General features: G+C 66.7%; 15 protein-coding genes and 1 riboswitch. Of the genes, 5 read left to right on the forward strand and 10 right to left on the reverse strand.

Annotation, left to right across the window (positions count from 1 at the left end):
* Positions 1 to 102: 102 nt before the first annotated feature.
* Complete coding sequence (gene trxA / locus GWK50_RS07475) at positions 103 to 435, reverse strand: thioredoxin TrxA (protein WP_162015897.1); 333 nt, start codon at positions 433 to 435, stop codon at positions 103 to 105.
* Positions 436 to 629: 194 nt separating this feature from the next.
* On the opposite strand from trxA, the gene GWK50_RS07480 reads away from it, so the two are divergent.
* From GWK50_RS07480 to GWK50_RS07490, 3 genes are all read left to right on the forward strand, one after another.
* Positions 630 to 1,895 (forward strand): TIGR03862 family flavoprotein, encoded by a 1,266-nt coding sequence (locus GWK50_RS07480; RefSeq protein ID WP_162015899.1) that lies wholly within the window; start codon positions 630 to 632, stop codon positions 1,893 to 1,895.
* Between the two features lie 94 nt (positions 1,896 to 1,989).
* Positions 1,990 to 2,919 carry an adenylate/guanylate cyclase domain-containing protein gene (locus GWK50_RS07485; protein ID WP_197904986.1) on the forward strand — a complete coding sequence of 310 codons (930 nt, stop codon included), beginning with the start codon at positions 1,990 to 1,992 and terminating at the stop codon, positions 2,917 to 2,919.
* Between the two features lie 84 nt (positions 2,920 to 3,003).
* Positions 3,004 to 3,723: a hypothetical protein gene (locus tag GWK50_RS07490; RefSeq protein ID WP_162015901.1), complete on the forward strand. Its 720-nt coding sequence runs from the start codon at positions 3,004 to 3,006 to the stop codon at positions 3,721 to 3,723.
* Positions 3,724 to 4,037: 314 nt separating this feature from the next.
* On the opposite strand, the gene GWK50_RS07495 is transcribed toward GWK50_RS07490, so the two are convergent.
* From GWK50_RS07495 to GWK50_RS07515, 5 genes are all read right to left on the reverse strand, one after another.
* Entirely contained in the window at positions 4,038 to 5,294 is a 1,257-nt protein-coding gene (locus GWK50_RS07495) for an acyl-CoA dehydrogenase family protein (protein WP_162015903.1), read from the reverse strand.
* A gap of 34 nt (positions 5,295 to 5,328) precedes the next feature.
* Entirely contained in the window at positions 5,329 to 6,414 is a 1,086-nt protein-coding gene (locus tag GWK50_RS07500) for a phosphotransferase (RefSeq protein ID WP_162015905.1), read from the reverse strand.
* Between the two features lie 8 nt (positions 6,415 to 6,422).
* A complete protein-coding gene (locus GWK50_RS07505) occupies positions 6,423 to 7,142 on the reverse strand; it encodes a Crp/Fnr family transcriptional regulator (protein ID WP_162015907.1) in 720 nt (239 codons plus the stop codon).
* 218 nt (positions 7,143 to 7,360) lie between these two features.
* Positions 7,361 to 8,140 carry an enoyl-CoA hydratase gene (locus GWK50_RS07510; protein WP_162015909.1) on the reverse strand — a complete coding sequence of 260 codons (780 nt, stop codon included), beginning with the start codon at positions 8,138 to 8,140 and terminating at the stop codon, positions 7,361 to 7,363.
* Positions 8,141 to 8,169: 29 nt separating this feature from the next.
* A complete protein-coding gene (locus GWK50_RS07515) occupies positions 8,170 to 9,693 on the reverse strand; it encodes a 3-hydroxyacyl-CoA dehydrogenase (RefSeq protein ID WP_162015911.1) in 1,524 nt (507 codons plus the stop codon).
* 73 nt (positions 9,694 to 9,766) lie between these two features.
* On the opposite strand from GWK50_RS07515, the gene GWK50_RS07520 reads away from it, so the two are divergent.
* On the forward strand, positions 9,767 to 11,932 hold the full coding sequence (locus tag GWK50_RS07520; protein ID WP_162015913.1) for a hypothetical protein: 2,166 nt from the start codon (positions 9,767 to 9,769) through the stop codon (positions 11,930 to 11,932).
* Positions 11,933 to 12,015: 83 nt separating this feature from the next.
* On the opposite strand, the gene GWK50_RS07525 is transcribed toward GWK50_RS07520, so the two are convergent.
* The 4 genes from GWK50_RS07525 to GWK50_RS07540 form a co-directional block, all read right to left on the reverse strand.
* Positions 12,016 to 12,930: a thiamine phosphate synthase gene (locus GWK50_RS07525; RefSeq protein ID WP_162015914.1), complete on the reverse strand. Its 915-nt coding sequence runs from the start codon at positions 12,928 to 12,930 to the stop codon at positions 12,016 to 12,018.
* A gap of 10 nt (positions 12,931 to 12,940) precedes the next feature.
* Positions 12,941 to 13,747 (reverse strand): thiazole synthase, encoded by an 807-nt coding sequence (locus GWK50_RS07530; protein ID WP_162015916.1) that lies wholly within the window; start codon positions 13,745 to 13,747, stop codon positions 12,941 to 12,943.
* Positions 13,748 to 13,751: 4 nt separating this feature from the next.
* The gene (thiS, locus tag GWK50_RS07535; protein ID WP_162015918.1) at positions 13,752 to 13,949 is read right to left on the reverse strand and encodes a sulfur carrier protein ThiS; all 198 of its coding nucleotides are present in this window, start codon (positions 13,947 to 13,949) and stop codon (positions 13,752 to 13,754) included.
* Positions 13,950 to 14,049: 100 nt separating this feature from the next.
* A complete protein-coding gene (locus GWK50_RS07540; protein ID WP_162015920.1) occupies positions 14,050 to 15,132 on the reverse strand; it encodes an FAD-dependent oxidoreductase in 1,083 nt (360 codons plus the stop codon).
* A gap of 44 nt (positions 15,133 to 15,176) precedes the next feature.
* Positions 15,177 to 15,295, reverse strand: a riboswitch (TPP riboswitch).
* A 67-nt stretch (positions 15,296 to 15,362) separates the two neighbouring features.
* Here GWK50_RS07540 and thiD point away from each other — a divergent pair.
* Complete coding sequence (gene thiD / locus GWK50_RS07545; protein ID WP_197904987.1) at positions 15,363 to 16,211, forward strand: bifunctional hydroxymethylpyrimidine kinase/phosphomethylpyrimidine kinase; 849 nt, start codon at positions 15,363 to 15,365, stop codon at positions 16,209 to 16,211.
* Positions 16,212 to 16,266: the final 55 nt, after the last annotated feature.

The following is a 16,266-nucleotide window of genomic DNA, read 5'->3' on the forward strand; positions in this document are numbered from 1 at the left end:
AGGAAAAGTGCCCGCATCCTGGATGGCTGCCGAAAGCAGGTGAAAGCGGGGTGAGGAGTCCCTTGCGCGCACGCGCTCAATGCGCGCAAGGGACCCGGGAGATCAGGCCAGTTGCTGGTCGATGAAGGCGGTGAGCTGGGCCTTGCTCATGGCGCCGACCTTGGTGGCGGCAAGCTGGCCGTCCTTGAACAGCATGAGCGTCGGGATGCCACGGATGCCAAAGCGTGCAGGCACTTCGCGGTTTTCATCGACATTCATCTTGGCAATGGTGAGCTTGCCCTGGTAGCTGCCAGCCACTTCATCAAGAATGGGGGCGATCATCTTGCAGGGGCCGCACCATTCGGCCCAGTAGTCCACCAGAACCGGGGTGGACGATTTCAGGACATCGCCTTCGAAACTGGCGTCGGAGACGTGCTTGATGAGATCGCTTGCCATGCGTATTCCTTCTCGAAAAATGTGTGCGGATCGGGGTGCTTTGAATGCTTCCATTGTGACAGAAACCCCTATGTCCCCAAGGGGACAGTGGCTGGTTTACCGCTATGACTGCCATAGCGCAAAACGATCTGCGATGGGGGTGCGGGTGCGCGCGACAATAGCAGCCCTCCCGGCGACCAGAAAAGAGACGCGCAATGCATGAAATGACAACCGATGTGGCCGTGGTGGGCGCAGGCCCTGCAGGCCTGATGGCCGCGCAGGAGCTGGCCCTGGCAGGATGGAGCGTGCACCTGTTTGATGCCATGCCCTCGGTGGGGCGCAAGTTCCTGCTTGCGGGCAAGGGGGGCATGAACCTGACCCATTCCGAGCCCCTGGATCGTTTCATGCAGCGCTACGGCGAACGCCAGGCGCAGCTGGCTCCCTTGCTGCATGCCTTTGGGCCGGATCAGGTGCGGGCCTGGGCGCAGGGCTTGGGCGTTGAGACCTTTGTCGGCACCTCGGGCCGCGTGTTTCCGGTGGACATGAAGGCCGCGCCCCTGCTGCGCGCGTGGCTGCACCAGCTGCGTGGGTTGGGAGTGCGCTTTCACATGCGCCACCGCTGGCAGGGCTGGGATGGGCAGGGCCGCTGGTGCTTTGCTTCACCCCAGGGCGACGTGGCGCTCAGCTCGCACGCCGTGGTGCTGGCCCTGGGGGGGGCGAGCTGGTCGCGTCTGGGGTCGGACGGTGCATGGTCGGCACCGTTGCAGCAGCGGAAGATTCAGGTGCAGCCGCTGCGCCCGGCCAATTGTGGTTTCGATGTGCAGAGCCCGGCGGCGCCTGCGCAGGCATCGGGCTGGTCGCCCCACTTCGTGCAGGCCCATGCAGGCCAGCCGTTCAAGTCGGTGGCGCTGCATTTTGTGGATCGCCAGGGCCGCCGGTTTGCGCGCAAAGGGGAGTTTGTGGCCACCGGCACTGGCGTTGAGGGTAGCCTGATCTATGCCGTGTCTGAGCTGCTGCGCGATGACATCGAGGCCACAGGCCGTGCCACGTTCATGCTGGACCTGCTGCCCGACTGGACGGCAGAGCGCGTGGCCGCAGCGGTGGCCCACCCGCGGGGCTCGCGTTCATTGTCCAGCCACCTCAAGAGCCGCCTGGGGCTGGAGGGCATCAAACTCGCTTTGCTGTACGAGCTGCTGAACAAGGAGCAAATGCACGATGCTCTCATACTGGCGCAGTCCATCAAGGCCTTGCCGCTGACTGTGGTGGCCCCACGTCCCCTGGATGAGGCCATCAGCACGGCGGGTGGGGTGGACTTTGCTGCGCTGGATGAGCAGCTCATGCTGCATGCCATGCCCGGGGTGTTTTGCGCCGGGGAAATGCTGGACTGGGAGGCGCCCACCGGCGGCTATTTGTTGACGGCCTGCATGGCCACAGGCGTGCAGGCAGGACGGGGTGCCGTGCGTTGGCTGCAACAAAACTAGGCACAGGAATGATGCGTCGCCAGGGTGCTTACCGGGTTGGAGGCAATTGAACTAAACTGGGCTCCATGTCCATCGCTGCCGCTGCAAAGACTCCATGAGCACCATTTCGACGGTGGTCTTTGCCGATCTCACGGGCAGCACCAGCCTCTACGAAACCTTGGGCAACGAGCGTGCTGCAGCGGTGGTTTCGCGCCTCACGCAATGGATTGGGGAAATCATCCAGGCCCACGAAGGCCGGGTGGTCAAGAAGCTTGGTGATGGGGTGCTGGGGGTTTTTGAAAGCGCCAACCAAGCCGTCTTCATGGCGGGTGAGATGTTGCGCAGCCACCAGTCGCACCTGCAGCGCTGGCCTGAGTCCGTGCGCATGGAAATTCGCTTGGGTGTGGCCAGTGGAGAGGTGCTGCAGGTCGATGGCGACACCTATGGCGACGCGGTGAATGTGGCCTCGCGCCTGTCCGAAAAAGCTGGACCCAGCGAGGTTTGGGTCAACGATGTGACGGCGGTGGATGCCGGTGTGGTGCCAGGCATCCGCTTTCGCAAACTGGGCGAATTCGACATCCGTGGCAAGACGGAGTCGCAGATGGTCTTTCTGGCGGAATGGCGCGATGTGGATGCCACCGACATGTTGACCATGCAGGCGGGCCTGAGTGCAGCGGCGCCCTTGAACGATTCGCAGCTGGGCAGCATTCGCATTAGCTGGAATGGCACGACCCTGGAGTTCTCGTCGGACGAGGTGCCCGTGCAAATCGGTCGCGCCAATGGCATGCAGTTGTGCGTGCCCGACCCCCGCGTCTCGCGGGTGCATGCGCGCATCGACTGGCACCAAGGCTCGTTCACCCTGACGGATCAGAGCAGCTTCGGCACCTGGGTCCTTTTTGAAGCGGGTGAAACTGCGGTCCCGCTGCGCCGCGATTCCTGCTTGCTGCATGGCGCGGGAAGGATCGCGCTGGGCATGCCCTTTGGTGCGGGTGCGCCAGTGCTCAGTTTTCTGGTTTCTGGCAGTAACATGCGCTTACAGCGCTGACGCTCCCTTCAGGAAGATCTGCGCTGTCCGCCGCCGAGTGCCTGTGGCCTGGGCTTGACTGGATTTCGCAGCGAGAGGACCGCCATGTTCGAACAACTGCGCAAGGCCTTCGGCCTGAACAACCATCCCAAGGCCAGCAGCCAGGGCGTTGCCACGCCAGGGCAGTTGGCCCTGTGGGCAGGTGCCCAGCGCTGGGACTTTGCCTTTGAAGGTGAGCCCGATCGCTTCGTGCTGCAAGGGCAGGTGGTCGAGCACCCTTGGCGGCTCGAAAGTGGCGCCCCCACACGCGACTACATCCAAGGCACCGAACTGCGCGTGCGTGCCGAACTCGCACTCAGCCCCGACGCGCATGTGATGGTGATCAACCGTGCGCTCAAGGAGGAGTTGGAGGGAAGGGTGTATGGCGCCATTACCGACAGCCTGCAAACCACCGTGAACCAAAGCCTGCCGCAAGAGATGCGCTGGCTGTCCATCTATGAGGAGCTGCGCTGGCCGCAGATGCCAGCGTCCTTTCTGCGCGCCTTTGCCGTGGTGGGCGAAGACCTGGACACTGCGCGCCACTGGGTGAATGCAGCGCTGGTGTCGCAGTTGATGCGGGATCAGCAGCAGTTGCCGCCTGGTCAGGTGCCGCTGGTGCTGATGGTCAGCGATGCCAGCATGGCGCTGCGCATGCAGAGCACGGCACGCTATCTGCCTGACCTGGAATACGCCATGGCCCTGTTCCTGACGGCCTCCGTGGTCGCCACGCACCACCTGCCGCCCACAGCGGATGACCATGGGCCATCCACCCTGCCGGTGACATGACACCCACACACCCTTGAGATCGTGAACACGGTCTCATACGGATTTGCCTTCAACCGTAAACGATAGTTGGTTTGCCTCGCCGTGCTACAGCACTGTCTTCGGTTTCCCGCCTAGTGATCCGATTGAATGCACACCCGTATCAGTTTTTCATGGTGCGCCGCACCACCCGCAACCCATGAAACCGGGGCGGCCCAAGCGCGGGCAGCCGCGCAAGGGCCGCCCCGCCGCGCTGGCTGCGTCCCCCTTCCCGAATTGCGCAGCAATTCGAGAGAAGGGGGAAGCCGCGAAGCGGCTCAGGGGGTTGTTATTTCACTTCAGTGCGCCGCCTTGGGCTTGGGGGCCATGTACTTGCCCAGTTCCCACTTGGCGATGGCGTTGCGGTGCACTTCATCCGGGCCGTCGGCAAAGCGCAGTGTGCGCGCCTGGGCGTAGTTGAAAGCGAGCGGGAAGTCGTCGCACATGCCGCCGCCGCCGTGGGCCTGGATGGCCCAGTCGATCACCTGGCAGGCCATGCTGGGCGCCACCACCTTGATCATGGCGATTTCGGTCTTGGCGACCTTGTTGCCAGCCACGTCCATCATCCAGGCGGCCTTGAGCGTGAGCAGGCGCGCCATGTCGATCTTGCAGCGCGCCTCGGCAATGCGCTCTTGCGTCACGGTCTGCTGGGCCAGCGGCTTGCCGAAGGCGACGCGCGAGATGGCGCGCTTGCACATCAGTTCCAGCGAGCGCTCGGCCAGGCCGATCAGGCGCATGCAGTGGTGGATACGGCCAGGGCCCAGGCGACCCTGGGCGATCTCGAAGCCGCGCCCTTCGCCCAGCAGGATGTTGGAGGCGGGTACGCGCACGTTCTCGAACAGCACCTCGGCGTGGCCGTGCGGTGCATCGTCGTAGCCGAAGACGTTGAGCGGCCGCACGATCTTGACGCCGGGGGTGTCGGCGGGCACCACGATCATGCTTTGCTGCGAGTGCTTGGGCGCTTCCGGATCGGTCTTGCCCATGGTGATCAGCACCTTGCAACGCGGGTCCATCGCGCCCGATGTCCACCACTTGCGGCCATTGATGACGTACTCGTCGCCCTGGCGCTCGATGCGCGTTTCGATGTTGGTGGCATCACTCGACGCCACGTCGGGTTCCGTCATGGCAAACGCGGAACGGAACTTGCCTTCGAGCAAGGGCTTGAGCCAGGCTGCCTTGATGGGCTCGGAGCCGTAGCGGGCAATGGTCTCCATATTGCCGGTGTCAGGCGCCGAGCAGTTGAATACTTCGCTGGACCACAGCACGCGGCCCATGATTTCGGCCAGGGGGGCATATTCGGCGTTGGTCAGTCCGGCACCGTGGTAGCCCGACGCTTCGGCCGTGTCCACCGGCAGGAACAGGTTCCACAGCCCGGCGGCCTGCGCCTTGGGCTTGAGGTTCTCGATGGTCTGCAGCGGTGTCCAGCGCTTGCCGGCCGCCGTGTTGGCAGCCAGTTCGGCGGCGTACTGGCTTTCGGCAGGGTAGATGTGCTCGTCCATGAACTTGAGCAGGCGCTCGCGCATTTCTTTGGTTTTGGGGGAATAGTCAAAGTCCATGGGTTCTCCTAGAAAAAGGGGGTGAGCATGCTGCTTACGCGCGCTGGGCAAAGGCCCAGGCCATCTGGGCCAGGGGTCGTGCGCCGTCGCCGGAAGCCTTGGCCTGGGCGCTGGAGGCGGTGCCTGCCTCTACGCGCTTGGCAATGCCTTGCAGGATGGCTGCCAGGCGGAACAGGTTGTAGGCCAGATAGAAGTTCCAGTCGCTGGCCAGCTCTTCGGGGGTGGCCAGGCCGGTGCGTTCACAGTACTTGCGGATGTATTCCTGCTCTGACGGGATGCCCAGTGCCGCCAGGTCCAGCCCGCCAATGCCCCGGAAATGCCCGGGCGGAATGTGCCAGGCCATGCAGTGGTAGCTGAAGTCGGCCAGTGGGTGGCCCAGGGTGGACAGCTCCCAGTCCAGCACGGCAACCACGCGGGGCTCGGTGGGGTGGAACATCAGGTTGTCCAGCCGGAAGTCGCCATGCACGATGGACACGCGGCTTTCGTCGCGCGCACTGGCGGGCATGTGGGTGGGCAGCCAGGCCATGAGCTGGTCCATCTCGGGGATGGGCTGGGTGATGGAGGCCTGGTACTGCTTGCTCCAGCGGCCGATCTGGCGCTCGAAATAGTTGCCCGGCTTGCCGTAGTTGGCCAGGCCCTGCTGCGCAAACTTGACGCTGTGCAGCGCCGAGATGACGCGGTTGGTTTCGTCGTAGATGGCGGCGCGCTCGGCCGGCTGCATACCGGGCAGGGACTGGTCCCACAGCACGCGGCCCTGCATGCACTCCATGATGTAGAAGGCGCGGCCGATGATGGACTCGTCCTCGCACAGAGCGTACATGCGCGGCACGGGGACATCAGTGCCCTGCAGTCCGCTCATCACGGCGAACTCACGCTCAATGGCGTGGGCTGAGGGCAGCAGCTTGGCCACCGGGCCGGGTTTGGCGCGCATCACATAGCTCTGGCGCGGGGTGATGAGCTTGTAGGTGGGGTTGGACTGCCCGCCCTTGAACATCTCGACGCTCAGGGGGCCCTCGAAGCCCTCCAGGTTTTGCTGCAGCCAGGCGCTGAGTGCGGCGGTGTCGAAAGCGTGCTGCTCAGAGACAGCGCGGGTGCCGATGAAATGGTCGAAATTGCTCATGGATGGGGTCAGTGATCGGTGTCGATGATGTGCATGAGTGCGTCACGGTCGCGCACAAACAGGCCGCCCGGCTCGATGCGGATGATGTCCTCGCGCTCCATGGCCTTGAGCTCCTGGTTGACGCGCTGGCGCGAGGCGCCCAGCAACTGGGCCAGTTCTTCCTGTGCCAGTTGCAGGCCTATGCGCATCTCGTCGCCATGCGCCAGGCTGGGAATGCCATAGCTGCGCACCAGGTGCAGCAACTGCTTGGCCAGGCGTGCCCGCAGGGGCAGGGTGTTGAGGTCTTCCACCAGGCCGTAGAGCTGGCGAATGCGCCGCGCATGCAGGCGCAGCAGGGCTTCGTACAGCTCCACGTGCTGGGCCAGGATCTTTTTGAAATCGGCCTTGGCCACACCCAGGATGGTGGTGTCGCCGTGGGCATAGGCATCGTGCGTGCGCCGGTCGCCGTCGAAGATCGCCACGTCGCCAAACCAGATGCCCGGCTCCACATAGGTCAGCGTGATCTGCTTGCCTGAAATGGAGGTCGAGCTCACCCGCACCGCACCCTTGGCGCAGGCGATCCACTCCTCGGGCGGATCGCCGCGTGCGGCGATCAGGTCGCCGTCCTTGAAGCGTTTGACGTAGGCGCATCGCAGGATGTCGTGTCGAAGTGAAGGGGACAGGGTTGAGAACCAGCGGCCTGCATTGATTGCAGCGCGTTCGTCGATGGTAAGAATCGGATCGTCCATGGTCTGTCTTGTGGGTGACTGGAAACGCGTTCATTGTCGCGTGCGGGACCGGCGCGGCGCATGGGGGTTGTCACCTGCGTGTCTGCGCGGGCGCGCAAGTGCATGCCGGGGCGCATGCCACGGCCATGTTTCAAGAAAAATAGGGCTCCAGCGCCCTTGATACATGCGCTGTAAGCTATCAAAAATATAGCAATGGCGGCAAGGCGCCGCAGCCTGCATCAGCGCCAGTGTGGCGTGCGCTTGTCCAGAAACGCGGCGATGCCTTCGCCCGCGTTGGCGTGTGTCAGGTTGCGCAGGAAATGCGCGCGTTCCAGGTCGAGCTGGGCGCTCAGCGGCTGGTGCGCGGCCTCGTCCAGCAGTTCCTTGCAGCTGGCCAGGGCGTTGGGTGCGCGGCCATGCAGCGTGTCGGCCAGATCGAGGGCTGCCTGCAGCGCTTGCCCCGTGTCGGCCAGGCGGTTCACCAGACCCAGCGCATGCAGGCGCTCGGCCTCCACCAGATCGCCGCACATCAGCAGCTCGGCGGCCAATGCGCGGGGCAGGGCGCGCGCCAGGTGCCAGCTTGTGCCGCCGTCGGGCGACAGCCCCACGCGCGCATAGGCCGTGGCAAAGCGTGCGCTGCGTGCGGCCACGACGAGGTCGCAGGCCAGCACCAGCGCCAGCCCGGCCCCGGCGGCGCTGCCTTCAACGGCCGCGATCACTGGCTTGGGGTAGGTGCGGATGGCCTCGATCCAGTCGTGCAGGGCGGTGATGCTGGCTTGCTGCGCGGGCAGGTCTTGTACGCGCTGTGTTTGCAGCCGTTGCAGGTTGCCCCCGGCGCTGAACACGCCGCCTTCGCCCGTGAGCACCACGCTGCGCACCTCGGCATTGCGTTCGGCGCTGCCCAGTGCCTCAATGCCTGCGGCATAGATGGCGGGGTCCAGCGCATTGCGCAGGCCGGGGTTCGAGAGGGTCAGGACCAGGGTCTGGCCGTGGCCGGTGCTGCGGAGTTCTGCGGACATGGGGCGGTCGGTTCAATGGGGTTGGTGCTTCATTCTTCCACGTGCTGCAGGCTCAGCCCCAGCGCACCGCGGCGGCGCAGCCAGGGGCTGGGGCGGTAGCGCGGGTCACCGTACACCGTTTGCAGGTTGAACAGAACTTCCAGCACATTGGTGGGACCCCAGCGGTCGCCCATGGCCAGTGGCCCCAGGGGGTAGCCCAGGCCCAGGGTGACGGCGGCCTCCAGGTCGCGCGGCGTGCAGATGCGGCGCTGGCAGATGTCGGCGGCGATGTTGACGATGCAGGCCACCACGCGCTGCGTGACAAAACCGCCGCTGTCGCGCACCACGCTCACGGGCTTGCCGTCGCGTGCCAGCAGCGCGTGGGCCGCGGCGCGGATGTCGCTGCGTGTGGTGGGGTTGGTGGCCAGCACGCGGCGCTGGGTGGAGGCCTCGTCGATGAGCATGTCGATGCCGATGGTGCGCGCCGGGTCCAGGCGTTCGACCACGGCCACGGTGGTCACGTCAAAGCCCAGCGGTGCCACCAGGATGAGGGCGCCAGCGGACGGTGCGGCACCGGTTTCGATGTCTGCCCCCAGGTTCTTGAGCAACTGATAGATCTCGGCGCGCCGCGCTGCGCGGGGCGATACCCACACGGGCGGCACACTGTCCACCTGCGGCGCGGGGGGCTCGGCGGGCTGCTGGGCTGTGCCATCCGTGTAGCGGTAAAAGCCCTCGCCCGTCTTGCGCCCCCACAGGCCACCGGCCAGGCGCTGCGCTGTCGTCACGCTGGGACGAAAGCGGGGCTCTTCGTAGAACTGGTGGTAGATCGACTCCATCACTGGGTGCGAGACATCCAGCCCCGTCAGGTCCATCAGCTCGAAAGGCCCGAGCTTGAAGCCGGCCTGTTCGCGCAGGATGCGGTCCACCGTGGCACAGTCGGCCACGCCTTCCTCGACGATGCGCAGGGCCTCGGTGGTGTACCCCCGGCCCGCGTGGTTGACGATGAAGCCCGGCGTGTCCTGCGCGCGCACCGGCGTGTGGCCCATGGCACGCACCAGCGCATCGAGCCGCTCGCACACCGCCATGTCGGTGCGCAGGCCGGGCACGATTTCCACCACCTTCATCAGCGGCGCGGGGTTGAAGAAATGCAGCCCGGCAAAGCGCTCGGGGTGCTGCAGCTGGGCGGCCAGCGCGGTGACCGACAGCGATGAGGTGTTGGTGGCCAGTACCGCCTGGGCAGGCAGCAGGGTCTCCAGGTCGGCAAACAGGGCCTGTTTGGCGTCCGCACGTTCGACTATGGCTTCGACCACCAGGTCGCAGCCCGCCAGCGCTGACAGGCCGTCCACAGCCTGCAGTTGTGTGGTCCATGTGTGTGCCTGTGCTGCGCTGATGCGCTCACGTGCCTGGGATTGTTGCCAATATGCAACAATGGTGCTGCGCGCGGCTTCGGCGGCGCCGGGCTGCGCATCCAGCAGCACAACCCGGCAACCCGCCTGTGCGGCCAGTTGTGCAATACCCCGGCCCATGGCGCCAGCGCCCACCACGCCAACGGTCGAAAATGAGTGGTTTGTCATGCGGTTATCACTATCTCGGTGTCGATAGATTTTGTGCAAGAATCGGCAGCTACTTTTGCAAAAGAATGTAAGCGTGATTGTCCGCTATGTCCTGATTTCCCTGTGGCTCGGTGCTGCCGCTGGTGCCGCTTCGGCGCTCACCGTGGGTGCCGCCCGTGGCGGCGTGGTACTGGGGCGCCCGGTGGATGTGGCGGTGGAGGTCACCCCCGACCCCGGCAAGGCGCTCGCGGACTCATGCATTGCTGCCGAGGTTCTGACCGGCGACCGCCCCCTGAGCCGCGTGCGGGTGCTGCCCTTGCCGGAGGTTCCGGGCCGCACGCCGCTGGTGCGCATCCAGACGGCGGCCATCGTTGATGAGCCCGTGGTCACCATCACCTTGACGGCTGGATGCGCGGGCAAGATCACGCGCAACTTCACCCTGCTGGCCGACCCGCCCGATTACGTTGCACCCAGCCGTACCACGGTGCTGGCGCAGCCTGTCGCGCCTGCCGTGGCGGCCTCCGTGCCTGCGGTTGTGGCGGGGGTCGAACCTGGGGCGATGGCTTCAACCACCGCACCCAAGCTCATTCGGCGCGCGGCTGCGCCCAGCGCCCCCGCTCAGGCAGAGGCCCGCGTGGTGGCCCCCAAGGCGTCGCGCAAGACCCCGCCGCGCGCGGCCAAGCCTGCGCTGCCCGCCGCGACCGAGCCCCCATCGCGCCTGGTGATGGAACCGCTGGAGGACTGGCTGGCCGATGACGCAGCGCGGCCCCTGCCGCTGCGCCTGAGTACCGATTTGTCGCAGCCCCAAGAGGCGACCACCCCCGAGCAGCGGGCCCAGGCCCTGGCGCAGTGGAAGGCTCTGAACATGACGCCGGAGGAGGTCCTCCAGCAGAGCGCGCGCACCGCGGCGCAGGACCAGGAGCTGGCCCAAGCGCGCAGTCAGGCCGCGCAGGAGCGAGAAACCGCCGTGCAACTGCAGCAGGCTTTGCGCGAGCGCTTCCCGGCCAGTGTGGTCTATGCGCTGGCCGCTCTGGTGCTGGCTGCTCTGGGCGCTGCCGCCTGGATGCTGTGGCGCATGCGCCAGTTGGCGCAGCAGGCCCGCAGCGATTGGGAGGCGCCCATTGCGCGCGAAGCCAGTACCGCCAAGGTTGCGCCTGTGCCGTCTGCACCGGCGCCGCTGTCCCACGCAGCGCCTGCCCCGGTGGCGCCCGCGACGCATGGACCCGCACCCGTGCCGGTGTCGCAAGAGATTCACCCCACGCCGTCCTTGTTTGCAGAGCTGACGGGTGTTGCAGCCCCAGCCGATGTGGCATACCGGGCGCAGGACGACGCGGGCCAGGCGCAGGCTGGCGCGGAATCCGACGCTCCAACAGCAGTCGATGCCACGCCCGAGCCCCAGCTGCGCATCAACCCCGAAGAGCTGTTCGACCTGCAGCAGCAGGCAGAGTTTTTTGTCTCGGTGGGCGAGCACCACCAGGCCATTGGCGTGATGAGGCAATACATCGCAGCCAACGAAACCACGGCCCCTGCGGCCTACCTGGACTTGTTGCGCCTGTACCGTTCGCTCAGCCGCGTGGAAGACTTCAACCAGTTGCGGGCGCAGTTCCACCAGCACTTCAATGCCCGCGTACCCGAGTTCGCTGCGTTCAATCGCGCGGGCCGGGCGTTGTGGAGCTACACCGAGGATCTGGCGCAGATCGAGGCCGTGTGGAGCGACGAATCCGTGTTGCCGCTGCTCGATCGCCTGCTGTTCCGCCGTGGCAGTGCACCGCACGAGCGCTTTGACCTTGAGGCCTATGACGACCTCTTGCTGCTCTATGCCATCGCTCGCACCACCTCGCCCGCGTCGCGCGGTGCCCCGCCACCGCGCCAGCGCACCACGCCGGATGCGGTGGAGCTTGCCGCACCCCAGATGGCTGCGGCAGTCCCGGCGGCTGCAGCGCAGGCGGTGGTACGCAAGAACGATTTTGACGACAGCTTGCTGGACTTCGACTCGGGCTGGCTGCGCGAGCCCCCGTCCCAGCAGGACCCGCTGACCGCAGTGCCGCCCGACAACCATGTCGAGCCGCACATGCTGATCGACTTTGTGCTCTCGGAGTCCGCGCCCATGCCCGAGAACGACCTGCCGCCCATCACACAGAGCGATCTGCCGCCGGTGGCACCCTCGGGTGCGCCGGGCCAAGGGCAGGTGGTGGGTTTTGGTACCCACAACGACCGCTTCGAGGCGCGGCACGACCCCGATCTGCACAAAAAACCCTGAGCGTTCAGGGTCTGTATGCTATTGATTTGATAGCTGCTAGCGCTTATCCATCAAGCGCTGGAGCCTGATTTGGCTTGAATTTTTCAGGCGCTGGCCATGGCGCGCAGCAACTGTGCTGCGGCGGCCTCCGGGTCGGGGGCGGCCACCAGGGCGCGCACCACGGCAATCGAGCCCACGCCTGTGGCCCGCACCGGGCCAAATTGCTCCAGCGCAATGCCGCCAATGGCCACCAGTGGGTAAGACGCCTGCATCAGCCGCGCATAGGCGGCCAGCCGCGCCACGCCCTGCGGCGCCGTGGCCATGCGCTTGAGCGTGGTGGGAAACACCGCGCCCAGCGCCAGGTAGCTGGGGCCCACAGCGTCGGCACGCAGCATTTCGGCGTAGCCATGCGTGCTCACGCCCAGGCGCAGGCCGCTGGCGCGCAGCTCCTGCAGCGCGGGCGCGGGCAGGGCGTCCAGGTCTTCCTGGCCCAGGTGCACGCCGTAGGCCCCGGCGGCAATGGCCTCGCGCCAGTGGTCATTGATGAACAGCAGCGCACCCGTGCCCTGCACGGCCTGCACGGCGGCGCGCACTTCGTGGGCAATGGCAGTAGGGTCGTCCGACTTGAAGCGCAGTTGCACCGTGGGCACGCCGGCACGCGCCATGCGGCCGACCCAGGCGGCGTCGGGCAGCACGGCGTACAGGCCCAGCGCGCGTGGGCAGGACGTAAAGGCCTGCGGGTGCGGCACAGGTTGCAGGCCAAAGTCACGCGCGTCGTCGGGCCAGTGTTGGGCATTGAACTGGCCGGTGCGCAGCGTCTGCGCCTGCCAGGCGCGGGCCAGCACCAGCGCGTCGGCGGCGATGAAGCCCAGCGCGCTGCAGGCCTGCAACGCGGCCTGGAACGCGGGGTGGGCCTCGGCGCTGACGGGCACGGGCTGGGCCGTGCAGGGGGCAAAGCGTTCGGCGTGTGCCTGCACGATGGCTTGTGCCATGGCCGGAATGGGGGCGGGGCTGTTCATGTGGCGCTGCTCATGCCTGGTGCCAGAACGGCGTGCCCATCAGCGGGGTGCTGGGCTGTGCGGCCTGCTGCGGCTCGATGGCGCCTGCCAGGCGAGCGGCGCGCCCGGCCTGCACGGCATCGGCAAAGGCGCCGGCCATGGCCACGGGATCTTGCGCCAGCGCCACGGCGGTGTTGAGCAGCACGCCGTCGTAGCCCCACTCCATGACCTGGCAGGCGTGCGAGGGCAGGCCCAGACCGGCGTCCACCAGCAGCGGCACGTCCAGCCGCTCGCGCAGCACCTGCAGGGCGTAGGGGTTCATGGGGCCGCGGCCCGTGCCTATGGGTGCGGCCCAGGGCATCACCGCCTGGCAGCCCACATCCACCAGGCGCTTGCAAAGCACCAGGTCGTAGGTGGTGTAGGGCAGCACGTAGAAGCCTTCGCGCACCAGTGTTTCGGCGGCGGCCACGAGGTTGAGCGTGTCGGGTTGCAGCGTGTAGTCGTCGCCAATCACTTCAAGCTTGATCCACGGCGTGTTGAACACCTCGCGCGCCATGTGCGCGGTGGTGATGGCTTCCTGCACGCTGTGGCAGTTGGCGGTGTTGGGCAGCACGGGCACGTTCAGGCTGGACAGCAGCTCCCAGAAGCCCTGGCCGCTTTCGGCCGGGTTGCTGCCCTGGCGGCGCAGCGAGGCGGTGACCATGGCCGGGCGGGCGCGTTCCACGGCGGCCTTGAGTGCCGCAGGCGAGGGGTAGCGTGCCGTGCCCAGCAGCAGGCGGCTGGAGAAGCGCTGGCCGTAGAGGACCAGGGCGTCGTCGGTGGAGGAGGTGTTGTGCATGGTGTTAGCCCCCGGTGACGGGGGAGATGACTTCTACCCGATCACCCGCATGCAGCGGGTGGCGCGGGTGTTCGGTGGCGGGGACGAATTGCGTGTTCACGGCCACGGCGTAGGGTGGCCGCGCCTGCAGTGCGGCCAGCGCATCGGCCACGGTGGCGCCCTCGGGCAGTTCGACGGGCTGGGCGTTGATGAGTACCTGCATGGGAGTTTGCTGCGATGTCAGTTTTTCATGGAGCTTGCACCAACCGGGATGCATGAAACTGGCGCGGTCCAGGCCATCGAAGGCGACTCAGGAGGGTGGATCACTTCAACAGTTCCATGGCGAGGTCAAACTGCTGCGCCAGGGGCGAGGCGCCACCGTCCAACACCTGCAGCACCACGTCGTGCAGGGCCGGGGCAATCATCCAGCCGTGGCGGTACATGCCGTTGACCTGCAGCGTGCGCGGCGCGAGCTGGCGCACGGCGGGCAGGTTGTCGGCCAGGGCGGGGCGGCACTGCACCGACAGCTCCAGGATGCGCGCCTCGGCAAACCCAGGGTGCACGGCGTAGGCGGCGCTCAGCAGCTCCAGCGTGGAGCGCACGCTGGCGCTCGAGAGGTCTTCGGACTCGATCTCGGTCGCACCAATGACAAACACGTTGCCTTCCTTGGGCGCGATGTAGGCCGGGTAGCGCGGGTGCAGCAGGCGCGTGGGGCGCTGCAGCGTGACTTCGGGTGCGTGCACGCGAATCACCTCGCCGCGCACGCCGCGCAGTTGCGGCCATTCGCCGCGTGCGCCCAGGCCCCGGCAGTCCAGCAGCCAGCCCGGATGGTCCGGGCCAAAGTCGGCCAGTTCGCGCGGCGTGTTCCAGTGCAGTTGCACGCCCAGGCGCTCCAGCTCGTGGGCCTGTGCGGCCAGCAGTTGGCGGTTGTCGAGCTGGCCTTCGCCCGGCAGGTACATGCCCTGGGCAAAGCGCGCGGCCAGTGCGGGCTCGATCTGGGCCATGCCTTGCGCATCCAGCGATTGCACGGCGGGCAGTTCGGTCACCAGGGCGCGCGTGGCATCGAACTGCTGGCGCATGCGCGTGGCTTCCGGGGCGTCCTGGCGGTGCCAGACCAGCAGCGTGCCTTCCTGCTGAAAAAACACCGGCTGCGACAGCGGTGCAATCAGCTCGGGCCAGCGCGTGAGCGAGTGGCGCCCCATGCGCACCACGCCGTGTTCGGCCACGGCCGATTCGGCCAGCGGCGCAATCATGCCGCCCGCCACGCGCGCGGCAGAGTGCTCGGCCAGCGGGCCGCCCTTGTCGTACAGGCTGACGGCATGGCCCTGGCGCGCCAGGGTGACGGCCAGCAGGCGGCCCAGCAGGCCAGCGCCCAGGATGGTGAAGGAGGTGTGAGCGAGCGTCATGGTTTGTCCGATAAAGGTTGAGGCCGGGGGACAAAACGGGCAGGCGCCTGCGACTTGAAACTCCCCACGCCAGCATGACCTGGATCGGGTAACGGGGCGCGGTGCCCCAGGGTGTTTCTCAGTCCGCTGCCACCGCAGTGGCGGGACACCCCTGTTTCGTCCGTAGCCACGGATTACAGCACAAGCCGCATGTTCCGGACTTGATGTGGCACAGGCATAATTTTTTCACCATGACACACAGCCAGAATTCTTCTGCCCTTGCGCCACGCTACGTGCGCGTGCTCTCCATTGCAGGCTCCGACAGCGGTGGTGGGGCGGGCATCCAGGCCGACCTCAAGACCTTCAGCGCCCTGGGCTGCTACGGCATGACGGCCATTACCGCCATCACCGCGCAAAACACCCAGGGCGTGCGCGCCATCCATGGTGTGCCGCCCGACATCCTGCGCGCCCAGATCGAGGCCGTGGTCGAGGACATCGGCGTCGATGCCGTCAAGATCGGCATGCTGCATTCCCCTGAAGTGGTGCAGGTGGTGGCCGACGCCATCCGCCGCTACCAACTGCCGAATGTGGTGCTCGACCCCGTGATGGTGGCCACCAGCGGTGACCGCCTCATTGCCACCGAAACCGTGTACGTGCTGGTGCGCGAGTTGTTCCCGCTGGCGCAGGTGGTGACCCCCAACCTCGACGAAGCTGCGCTGCTGCTGGGCCGCCCCATCGCCGGTATCGAGGCCTTGGATGCCGCCGCCCAGGCCCTGCGCGCGCTGGGCGCGCCTGCCGCCTTGCTCAAGGGCGGGCACCTGCCGGGCGATGAGGTGGTGGACGTGTTGGCCCTGGCGGACGGCCGCCTGGCGCACCTGCGCTCGCCACGCATCGCCACGACCAACGGCCACGGCACGGGCTGCACGCTTTCGTCGGCCATCGCCGCCCACCTGGCCCTGGGCCATGCCCTGCCCAGCGCCGTGGCGCAGGCCCGCAGTTACATCCTGGGCGCCATCAAGGCGGGCGCCGCCGTGCGCACCGGCCACGGCCATGGGCCGCTGAACCACGGCTATGCACCGGTGGCGCAGGTATTGCGCTGAATTGAGGGTATTTTTGGCCTCTGGCGCCCGTCCATTAAGCGCAAGAAGCTATCAA

This window comes from Acidovorax sp. 210-6, from assembly GCF_010020825.1.
In the GTDB taxonomy this organism is placed as follows: Bacteria; Pseudomonadota; Gammaproteobacteria; order Burkholderiales; family Burkholderiaceae_C; genus Simplicispira; species Simplicispira sedimenti.

Bases quoted from the DNA above. Each gene is read 5' to 3' on its own strand.
- trxA (WP_162015897.1), bottom strand. From the start codon at position 435: ATGGCAAGCGATCTCATCAAGCACGTCTCCGACGCCAGTTTCGAAGGC.
- GWK50_RS07480 (WP_162015899.1), top strand. From the start codon at position 630: ATGCATGAAATGACAACCGATGTGGCCGTGGTGGGCGCAGGCCCTGCA.
- GWK50_RS07485 (WP_197904986.1), top strand. From the start codon at position 1,990: ATGAGCACCATTTCGACGGTGGTCTTTGCCGATCTCACGGGCAGCACC.
- GWK50_RS07490 (WP_162015901.1), top strand. From the start codon at position 3,004: ATGTTCGAACAACTGCGCAAGGCCTTCGGCCTGAACAACCATCCCAAG.
- GWK50_RS07495 (WP_162015903.1), bottom strand. From the start codon at position 5,294: ATGGACTTTGACTATTCCCCCAAAACCAAAGAAATGCGCGAGCGCCTG.
- GWK50_RS07500 (WP_162015905.1), bottom strand. From the start codon at position 6,414: ATGAGCAATTTCGACCATTTCATCGGCACCCGCGCTGTCTCTGAGCAG.
- GWK50_RS07505 (WP_162015907.1), bottom strand. From the start codon at position 7,142: ATGGACGATCCGATTCTTACCATCGACGAACGCGCTGCAATCAATGCA.
- GWK50_RS07510 (WP_162015909.1), bottom strand. From the start codon at position 8,140: ATGTCCGCAGAACTCCGCAGCACCGGCCACGGCCAGACCCTGGTCCTG.
- GWK50_RS07515 (WP_162015911.1), bottom strand. From the start codon at position 9,693: ATGACAAACCACTCATTTTCGACCGTTGGCGTGGTGGGCGCTGGCGCC.
- GWK50_RS07525 (WP_162015914.1), bottom strand. From the start codon at position 12,930: ATGAACAGCCCCGCCCCCATTCCGGCCATGGCACAAGCCATCGTGCAG.
- GWK50_RS07530 (WP_162015916.1), bottom strand. From the start codon at position 13,747: ATGCACAACACCTCCTCCACCGACGACGCCCTGGTCCTCTACGGCCAG.
- thiS (WP_162015918.1), bottom strand. From the start codon at position 13,949: ATGCAGGTACTCATCAACGCCCAGCCCGTCGAACTGCCCGAGGGCGCC.
- GWK50_RS07540 (WP_162015920.1), bottom strand. From the start codon at position 15,132: ATGACGCTCGCTCACACCTCCTTCACCATCCTGGGCGCTGGCCTGCTG.
- thiD (WP_197904987.1), top strand. From the start codon at position 15,363: ATGACACACAGCCAGAATTCTTCTGCCCTTGCGCCACGCTACGTGCGC.